We start from the raw sequence: 9755 nt of genomic DNA on the forward strand, positions 1-9755 counted from the left end.
TATTTTGAAATTCCCTATTAAAAAAATGTACGTTTTTTCTTTAATTTAATTTCAAATATAACTAATTTATATTTAACTTTATTTTTCCTGTTAAATAAAAATACAAAACGCAGAAAATTACATTATGAAGAACTGAGAAAATTAACGCATTACATCATTCACTTTCATACTTAAAGTTCTAAACTAACACTTTAGTTTGAACCATGTAAGTAATGAAAGTAAATATAAGCGTGACTATCAACATAAAAACTTAAATGAGCTTACATAACTTATATGTTTAACTTCTTTCCACAATTTTAAAGTAATGTGATATGATTACTCTATTGCTTTTATTCTAGTTACCATAAAGGCAATAAAAAATCCGAAGATGCCGATAAAGGCAAAAGAGAAACGAAGACCAAAAGCTTCGGCAATATGACCGATAACAGGTGGTCCCATTAAAAAACCAAGAAAACTAACGCTCGAAACAATTGTTAAAGCTTCACCAGCAGGAACCGACGGGTTTTTACCAGCAACACTGTACAAAGTTGGTACAACAGTTGAAACTCCTAAACCAACAAACATAAAGGCAATTGTACAAGGAATTATATAAGGGAAAAGAACCGAGGTAAAAAGTCCTAGCGAAATGACCAATCCGCTTATTTGTAATACTTTTTTCCTTCCGAATTTAAGAATTAGTCCATCACCAAGAAAACGTCCGCTTGCCATCATAATCATGAATGATGTATACCCTAAGATTTCTAATGCCCCAGGAGCTTTTACGACATCTTTAAAATAGACACCGCTCCAATCGAACATTACTCCTTCGCTCGCCATACAACAAAACCCAATCACTCCAAGCCAAATTAATGAACTGTCTGGTTTTGCAAAAAGTTTCTTTTTCTTCTCCTGTACTTTGATTTTTTCTTTGGCTTTGACCAAAAATTTATAATTGAAAGCAATCATAATAAGTACAATTCCTGCCACAATTACAAAATGATAATATGGTGATAGTTTTAATGCTAACATTCCTAAACCAACTAAAGCTCCTGTAAACCCAGCAAAACTCCACATGCCATGAAAGGAAGACATTATAGTTTTCTTAAAAAGTACTTCGGTGTAAACACCTTGTGTATTTACTGCAATATTGGCTAGGTTTCCGAATACTCCGAAAAGAAATAAACCAGCAGATAACTGCCATGATGTAGTTGCTAAACCTAAATTAGTTAAACTAAAAGCATAAAATAGCAACGAAAAAATTAAGATTCTGTGGCTACCAAAACGAGTGACAACTTTACCCGAGAAAGGCATAATTAGTAATTGCCCTAATGGTAACGCAAACAAAATAGAACCTAATTGCCCTTCGCTTAAATCTAATGCGGCTTTAATACTCGGAATTCGGCTTGCCCAGGTAGCAAAACATAAACCCATTGCAAAATAAAACATTCCGACAGCAAAACGGATTCGGTTTAAGTACGAAGCTTTAGCATTTTTATATGTTTTCTTAAATTTTGCTTTACTTCTGAATCTGCCTAGGAAGTTTAAATCTATCAAAATGAGTTATTTAAAGTTTGATTGGGCAAAATTACGAAAATCATCCTTAACATTAATTCAACCCTACTAGTTAGGCTTAATTATAACGTTATTGTTTATAAATTAAGTGGAACCCGAATAGAACCCGGATGAAGCGGATTCGCCAAGGCGAAAACGCGGATAAAAACGGATTTTCTCCCATCCAAAAGCTGAATGTCATTAAGTTAAGAATAATAGCGCCGAATAAATCTCACGCAAAGTCGCCAATCCGCCAAGTTTACACCTAAAACCTTTGCGCTTTTGCGTCTTTGCGCGAAAAAAATTAATCATAATTAAATCAAAAAAGCTTAACTTAATAACGTTGTCAAAAACTTAGGGATTAATTATTTTTAAAAATCCGTATTTTTCCGCGTCTTTACTTTAGTAAATCCGTCCCGACGCTTCGGGATCGCGTTACTTTCGCAAAGAGTTAAACGCCTATAAATTAATCACTTTATGTTGTACATTACTTGCAATAGCTGCTTCGATGATTTTCATGGTTTTAACACCATCTTCGGCTGTAACTGGCTCTATTGTATTTGTCGTAATCGACTTGTAAACACCATCAAAGAACTCATAATAATTCCCTTGTAAAGTTGGAATTTTCTCTTTGATAACCTTTCCATCAATTTCTGTGTGTAAAATTCCGTTTAAACCTTCTGCTTCAGTTCCCCAAGTTACAGTATCTGGTTTTTTGCTCAATTTTAAATCATCTTCCTGAACATCTCCACGAGGTTTTAAGAATGAGCCTTTCTTTCCGTGAACTACATAAGCCGGATTAGCTTCTCTAACAAAGAAACTAGCTTTTAGTCGAACTCTAAAATCATCGTAATATAATAGTAAATCGATATAATCATCGACCAATGAATTTTCGCGTGTTATTCGGATATCTGCAAAGACCGATTTTGGAAATCCAAACAAATGCAATGCCTGATCTATTAAATGCGGTCCTAAATCTTTTAGGATTCCTGCGCCTGAATTGGCAGTTTCTTTATGTGCTTTAATACTTAATAAAGGATTAAAACGGTCAAAATGAAATTCGGCTTCGACCAAATCTCCTAACAAACCGTCTTTAACAACTTTTTGAACGGTTTTAAAATCACTATCCCATCTTCTGTTCTGGAAAACGGCCAATTTTAATCCTTTTGCTTTAGCTAAATCAGCCAATTCTTGTGCCTGAGCAACGGTGGTTGTAAATGCTTTTTCGACTATAGCATGTTTACCAGCTTCTAGAACTTTTTTGGCATATTCATAATGTGTTTCAACTGGTGTGTTTACAATCACCAAATCAACATCATCTGCAAGAACATCTTCAATTGTTGGGTAACTTCTTACTGTTGGATAATCTGCTTGTATTAGTTTCTTGCTTCTTTCCCAAGAACCAATAAGTTCAAATCCTGGGTGAATATTTATAAATGGTGCGTGAAAAACTTTCCCCGACATTCCGTATGATAATAGTGCTGTTTTTATTTTTTGCATTTGATTTTTATTTTTTTTCTTCACCATTAAGAGATGAAGAAAAATTAAGTTTATTTTTTTGCCACTCCCGATAGCTATCGGGATAAAGGATTTTCCACCATTAAGAAATGAAGAAAATTAAGTTTTCTCTTTTCAATGAAATTCAGTTAATGTTTATTGTTTTGCCACGGATGAAATTAAGTTTTTTTACCATTAAGAAATAAAGAAAAATTAAGTTTAACGCTTAATATAACTTAATCTCTTAATGGTTCAAATAAATTTTGATTTTACGTTTATTGGTTAAGTTTTTTTCCACCTTTAAGAAATAAAGAAAATTAAGTTCAACGCTTAATATAACTTAATCTCTTAATGGTTCAATTAAAAAAATTATGTTTTATTTCTTCTAACCATTAACAGATTGAAAAAAACTAAGTTCAAAGCTTAATGAAACTTAATCTCTTAATGGTTCAATTAAAAAACTTATGTTTTATTTCTTCTAACCATTAACAGATTGAAAAAAAACTAAGTTCAAAGCTTAATATAACTTAATCTCTTAATGGTTCAATTAAAAAATTTATGTTTTATTTCTTCTAACCATTAACAGATTGAAAAAGAACTAAGTTCAACGCTTAATGAAAATTAATCTCTTAATGGTTCAATTAAAAAACTTATGTTTTATTTCTTAATGGCTTAAATAAAAAACATTAATATTTCATCAAATCTTAGCTCGTTCGTATTGTTTTGGCCATTGTATATCGGAGTTTAACTCGGATGCAAAATGCAAAGCCAAGTTTGGGTCACGAAGCGATTCTCTCGCAAACAAGATTAAATCGGCTTGACCTGAAGTTAATATTGCTTCGGCTTGAGTAGCTTCGGTAATTAAACCTACTGCCCCTGTTAAAACTCCTGTGTCTTTTTTTATCCTTTCGGCAAAAGGCACTTGGTAATTTGGTCCTAGTGCAATTTTTTGATGAGAAACCAATCCTCCCGAAGAAACATCGATAACATCAACTCCTTTAGATTTTAAAATTGCCGAAAGCTGTACCGATTCTTCAATATTCCAACCTCCTTCTGCCCAATCGGTAGCCGAAATACGAACAAACAACGGTAAATCTGCTGGCCATTCTGATTGTACTGCATCAACGATTTCGAGAGTTAAACGAATTCTGTTTTCGAAACTTCCACCATATTCATCGGTTCTTAAATTAGACAATGGCGACATAAACTGGTGCAACAAATACCCATGCGCTCCATGAATTTCCAGAACCTGATATCCTGCAGCAACGGCTCTTTTGGTAGTTGACTTAAAATCGGCAATTACTTTCTGGATTCCTGCTTTATCCAAAGCTATTGGAGCAGCTTCATTATCATGATAACCAATGGCACTTGGCGCAACGGTTTGCCATCCGCCTTGAGCGAAATCTAACTTTTTGTTACCTTCCCAAGGGGCTGAAACACTCGCTTTGCGTCCGGCATGTGCGATCTGGATTCCTGGAATGGCATTTTGAGAAACAATAAATGTATTGATTGCTTTTAATTTTTCTATTTGTTCGTCTTTCCACAGTCCTAAATCCTCAGGTGATATTCTTGCTTCGGGCGAAACAGCTGTCGCTTCCTGAATTATCAATGCTGAACCTCCCGTTGCACGAGCTCCTAAATGTACCAAATGCCAATCATTAGCAAAACCATCAATAGCTGAATATTGACACATTGGCGAAATAACGATTCTATTTTTTAAGGTGATTTTTTTTATCGAAAGTGGAGAAAATAATAATGAAGCCATATAATGTAACTTTTAGCGGATTAACACTACTAATATTTAAAATAGTGTTTAAAAAGTAAAGTTACTGCATCTTGTTAAAAGTAGAAATCTAAATGTTTATTAATTAACAAACATTTAAAACCTTATGACTTATATTGCACTATGAATTAAAATAGAAAACGTTACTTTTGTGCGTTATTTAAGAACTAAAATTAAACAATGGATATAGTTATCAAGCTTTCTCAATTTTTATTGAGTTTATCATTACTTATTATTCTTCACGAATTAGGGCATTTTATCCCCGCAAAATTATTTAAAACAAGAGTCGAAAAATTCTATTTATTTTTTGATGTCAAATTTTCACTTCTAAAAAAGAAAATTGGCGATACTGAATACGGTATCGGTTGGTTACCTCTGGGTGGTTATGTAAAAATTTCTGGAATGATTGACGAAAGTATGGACAAGGAACAAATGGCTTTGCCACCACAACCTTGGGAATTCCGTTCGAAACCAGCTTGGCAACGTTTAATCATTATGTTGGGTGGTGTTACGGTAAACTTTATTCTTGCGTTTATTATATATATAGGAATGGCATTTGCTTATGGCGAAACTTATGTTGCTAATGCTGACATAAAAGACGGTCTTTCTATTGAAAATCCTGTTATGATTAAAGCTGGTTTTAAAACTGGTGATAAGATTCTAGCTATCGATGGTAAAAAAGTAGAGAGTTTCGACAATCAAATAAACATGGACTTAGTAATGTCTAAACAAGTTCTTATTGAAAGAAACGGTGTTGAGCAAACTATCCAGATGCCAAACGATCTTGTTGACCAATTATCAAAACATGAAAAAAGCCCTCTTGCTTCTATAAGAATGCCTTTTGTAATTGGAAATATTGCTGCTGAATCTCCAAATAAAGAATTGCAACCAAAAGATTTGGTTACTTCTCTTAACGGACAAAAAGTAAAATATTATGACGAGGTAAAAACAATATTAGAAAATAACAAAGGAAAAACTATTCCTGCCGTTGTTTTAAGAAACCAAAAAGAGACTCCAGTTAATGCTATTGTTACTAAAGAAGGTAAACTTGGTGTAAATGTTGGTACTCTAGGAATGGAATCATTAGAGAAATTAGGCTACTATAAAATAAGTACTAAAGAGTTTGGATTCTTTGAATCGATTCCTGTAGGGATTGAAAAAGGAAAAGATCAACTGGTAAGTTACGGAAAACAGCTTAAAATGATTTTTAACCCAGAAACTAAAGCTTACAAACAAGTAGGTGGTTTTGCGGCTATTTATAATATTTTCCCTAGTACTTGGAGTTGGGAAGTGTTCTGGTCTATCACTGCACTTTTATCAATTATGCTTGGAGTAATGAATTTATTACCGATTCCTGCTCTTGATGGTGGGCATGTGATGTTTTTATTATACGAAATCATTAGTGGTAAAAAACCAAGCGATAAATTCCTAGAAAACGCGCAAATGGTTGGATTCGTTTTACTTATAACATTGCTTTTATTTGCTAACGGTAACGATATTTATAAAGCAATCGTAGGCAAGTAAAATTTATTAATAAAAAGTGCGAAAAAATTTTTTAGAAAGGAAAAAACCTTCTATATTTGCACTCGCTAAAAAGAACAACAACTTCCTCCTTAGCTCAGTTGGTTAGAGCATCTGACTGTTAATCAGAGGGTCCTTGGTTCGAGCCCAAGAGGGGGAGCAACTTTTTTTTAGCAAACATATTTACCTTTAAGGTGATTCCTTCTTAGCTCAGTTGGTTAGAGCATCTGACTGTTAATCAGAGGGTCCTTGGTTCGAGCCCAAGAGAGGGAGCTTATTAAAAGACTATCATGCAAATGATAGTCTTTTTTTTGTTTATACCTTACCCAATCGTTGTCGCCCTGAGGAACCGAAAGAGGATCAGGTGCAAAAGCTGGGGATTAAGTAAAAATTTTACCGCAAAGAGCACAAAGAAAAAAACACAAAGGTTCGCAAAGCTTAATCAATAGCTTTTCAAACAACGATAACGCGAATCTATTGTTTGTGGGTTTTACCGCAAAGAGAGCAAAAGATTACACAAAGGTTCGCAAAGCTTAATCAATAGCTTTGATAACCTTTTAGCTCGATAACACGGTTTCCCTTATTTTATTATCACCCAATCTTGTCACCCTGAGGAACGAAGGGTCTCCGCTAGTAACTCGATTACAAAAGTTGAGCATTAAATAAAAAGACTTTACCGCAAAGAGCGCAAAGAGAAAAAGACGCAGAGGTTCGCAAAGCTTAATCAATAGCTTTTCAAACAACGATAACGCGAATCTATTGTTTGTGGGTTTTACCGCAAAGAGTGCAAAGGACTACACAAAGGTTCGCAAAGCTTAATCAATAGCTTTGATAACCTTTTTGCTCGATAACACGGTTTCCCTTATTTTATTATCACCCAATCTTGTCACCCTGAGGAACGAAGGGTCTCCGCTAGTAACTCGATTACAAAAGTTGAGCATTAAATAAAAAGACTTTACCGCAAAGAACACAAAGGTTACGCAAAGATTCGCAAAGCTTAATCAATAACTTAGCGAACCTCTGCGTCTTTTTCTCTTTGCGCTCTTTGCGGTTAAATTGAGCGTTATTATATTACGACTGTTTTACATGCAAAATTAGAAGCATAAAGGCATTATTAAGCTTTTACAATCCCATTGCAAGCTTTTTCTATTTCTTGATCGGAGAATCGCTCTAATGCTTTTTTCAACATTTTACTCGTTTTAATACAACTTATCATTTTAGTTCGTAAATCCTGGTCATTACCGATTTCTGTTTTGAGAATGTTTTCGAAAATTTCAACTAAATAATCCGGTTGATACCTAAACTCTCCTTCCACCCAAAGAGCCGAAAGGAATCTCGCTACCGATTGCATTACCTCATCATGATGCAATGGAATATGATTTTCTTTTTGCATTACTATATTTTTTTGTTTTTAATCTCTACCTGTGCGAAAAGTTGTATTTTTACAACACATCGCAATTAAGCAATCTATTCAACTGTACTGTATCATTTCTAGCCGTACCGTACTTAGCTAAATATGTTTTTTACATATTGACTGTTATTACACTTAATTATTATCTTTGAATTATGAGCACACTTACAAAACCAAATCATATAGGGCGAAAAATAAGCCGTATTCGTGAACTTCGTGATATGAAGCAAGAAGCTTTGGCACAAGCTTTAGGAACAAACCAACAAGCAATCTCTGCTATTGAAAACAGCGAAACAATAGATGATGAAAAACTTAAAGCAATTGCTGAAGCATTAGGAGTTTCGGTTGAAGGGATTAAGAATTTCTCAGAAGAAGCTGTTTTGAATATTATTGGAAATACTTATCATGACAGCAATGTTGTTAATGGAAATGCATATAGCTGCAATTTCAATCCACTTGATAAAATGGTTGAACTTTTCGAACGTTTGGTTTTGGCTGAAAAAGAGAAAGTGGAATATTTAGAGAAGTTATTGAAAGGGAAGTAATTTTTTTTTATTTTTTATAATTGTATATTATTTTTTTTAAAATATTCTGCAAATCCACCTCTGCAAAAATCATCACAATTTGATAATGCTAATAATAAGGATGTATTCCAAGAATTAACTCCAAATCTTTGTTTGAACTCGTTATATTGTCGTATAAATAATTTTTTAACTCCATTTTCATTATCACTTTCAAATATCATTTCAATAGATGATTTACAGCCAAATAAATAATTATTAGTTGACTGCTTTAATCGATTTTTTAAGTTAGTACGCTGAAATTGAAAATCTAATTTTGCTCCTAATTCATCCGTAATATTAGTTTTGTCAATAACATAATCAATCATTAGATTACCATCAATAAATTTTACATCGGTTATAAAAAAAGAATCCTGAGGAAAAATTTCAAAGTAGGCATGAAAAAATGATGAACCATTAATATCATTCACAGCTGTTCTTTTACCATTATTACATATGTGACAAATTGGAATTAAATTTCTTGAATATATTGATGTTGCTTTGTAAATTGATTGAGGTAAATAATGATCCAATTCTGAAATGGGAGTTATACCACAATATGGACAATTTTCATATAATAAAAGTAATTTGCTCCTTAAGGAACTTAGCCTCCCTTTTAATTGAATTTCAGAATAAGCAATTTGTAAAGCATTATTAGTTTCAACTCGAAGTAACGTACTTTTAAATTCATCATCTATATTTCCAAGTAATTGATCATATTTTTGATAAATATTACTAATTATTTGTTTTTCGGAATCATTAAGTTCGTATTTATATGTTCCATTTAAATATTTTAAAGCAATATCAAGATCTCCAAGAGCTTCAGCATTATCGGGAATTGCAACTTTTCTCATTTTTCTAAATTATTTACTATTATATTCAGATATTAAATATGCATAAGCTTGCATACTTATTTCTCCATTAAATAGCTCTAAAATATATTTTTCAAAAGATTCTTTGTCACCATAAAATGAATTTATAATTTTATCTAACTCATTATGATAATCTGTATAATCAGTAGATAAACCAAAAATATCATTAGTAATACTATTTATATTTTCTCCAAATGTCTGACTTATTGGTTCAAATGTTTTAATGTTATTTTCTTCTCTTCTAACAATAATAACATGTTTTTTTAAGGTTTCCTGTAATACAACGGGAGAGTGAGTTGTAATAATCATAAAAGATTTTTGATATTCTAAAATATTTCTTAAAACTTTCATTAAAACAGCTAAGAGTGGGGGATGTAAATGAGATTCTGGTTCATCAAATAATACAAGACATCTTTTCTCAATATGATAAATTAGTTTAAATACTGAATGTATTACAAATTTGTGACCTGTACTTAGATTATTAAAAAAAGAGTTTTCTCGTAATAGATAAAATTTTTCTCTTTCAATGTTTTTTAAAAAATTTAATGAAGGCTCCTCCGATAATAATTGCAAACATGTTT

The 9755-nt window shown here is 32.5% G+C and carries 8 protein-coding genes and 2 tRNA genes; 4 read left to right on the forward strand and 6 right to left on the reverse strand.

The annotated features are described in order from the left end of the window. Positions 1 to 315: 315 nt before the first annotated feature. The 3 genes from B8T70_RS22560 to B8T70_RS22570 form a co-directional block, all read right to left on the reverse strand. Positions 316 to 1533: an MFS transporter gene (locus B8T70_RS22560; protein WP_086896310.1), complete on the reverse strand. Its 1218-nt coding sequence runs from the start codon at positions 1531 to 1533 to the stop codon at positions 316 to 318. A gap of 456 nt (positions 1534 to 1989) precedes the next feature. Beyond that, complete coding sequence (locus B8T70_RS22565; RefSeq protein ID WP_086896315.1) at positions 1990 to 3030, reverse strand: Gfo/Idh/MocA family oxidoreductase; 1041 nt, start codon at positions 3028 to 3030, stop codon at positions 1990 to 1992. 694 nt (positions 3031 to 3724) lie between these two features. Continuing rightward, the gene (locus B8T70_RS22570) at positions 3725 to 4792 is read right to left on the reverse strand and encodes an NADH:flavin oxidoreductase/NADH oxidase (protein WP_086896311.1); all 1068 of its coding nucleotides are present in this window, start codon (positions 4790 to 4792) and stop codon (positions 3725 to 3727) included. 198 nt (positions 4793 to 4990) lie between these two features. Between B8T70_RS22570 and rseP the strand changes: the two genes are divergently transcribed. The 3 genes from rseP to B8T70_RS22585 all read left to right on the forward strand — a co-directional run bounded on the left by rseP (position 4991) and on the right by B8T70_RS22585 (position 6604). Next, entirely contained in the window at positions 4991 to 6334 is a 1344-nt protein-coding gene (gene rseP, locus B8T70_RS22575) for an RIP metalloprotease RseP (RefSeq protein WP_039113587.1), read from the forward strand. Positions 6335 to 6417: 83 nt separating this feature from the next. Then, a tRNA-Asn gene (locus tag B8T70_RS22580) sits at positions 6418 to 6491 on the forward strand. A 39-nt stretch (positions 6492 to 6530) separates the two neighbouring features. Next, positions 6531 to 6604 (forward strand) — tRNA-Asn (locus B8T70_RS22585). A gap of 841 nt (positions 6605 to 7445) precedes the next feature. Here the strand turns inward: B8T70_RS22585 and B8T70_RS22590 are convergent. Continuing rightward, entirely contained in the window at positions 7446 to 7724 is a 279-nt protein-coding gene (locus tag B8T70_RS22590; RefSeq protein WP_039113584.1) for a hypothetical protein, read from the reverse strand. A 173-nt stretch (positions 7725 to 7897) separates the two neighbouring features. Here B8T70_RS22590 and B8T70_RS22595 point away from each other — a divergent pair, with 173 nt between their 5' ends. Next, positions 7898 to 8287 carry a helix-turn-helix domain-containing protein gene (locus B8T70_RS22595; protein ID WP_086896312.1) on the forward strand — a complete coding sequence of 130 codons (390 nt, stop codon included), beginning with the start codon at positions 7898 to 7900 and terminating at the stop codon, positions 8285 to 8287. Between the two features lie 14 nt (positions 8288 to 8301). On the opposite strand, the gene B8T70_RS22600 is transcribed toward B8T70_RS22595, so the two are convergent. Both B8T70_RS22600 and B8T70_RS22605 read right to left on the reverse strand, forming a co-directional pair. Further along, positions 8302 to 9156: an HNH endonuclease gene (locus B8T70_RS22600; protein WP_086896313.1), complete on the reverse strand. Its 855-nt coding sequence runs from the start codon at positions 9154 to 9156 to the stop codon at positions 8302 to 8304. Positions 9157 to 9165: 9 nt separating this feature from the next. Next, positions 9166 to 9755: AAA family ATPase (locus B8T70_RS22605; RefSeq protein ID WP_165763249.1), on the reverse strand; the 590-nt coding region annotated here is incomplete at its 5' end.

Source organism: Flavobacterium sp. AJR, assembly GCF_002156885.1.
In the GTDB taxonomy this organism is placed as follows: domain Bacteria; phylum Bacteroidota; class Bacteroidia; order Flavobacteriales; family Flavobacteriaceae; genus Flavobacterium.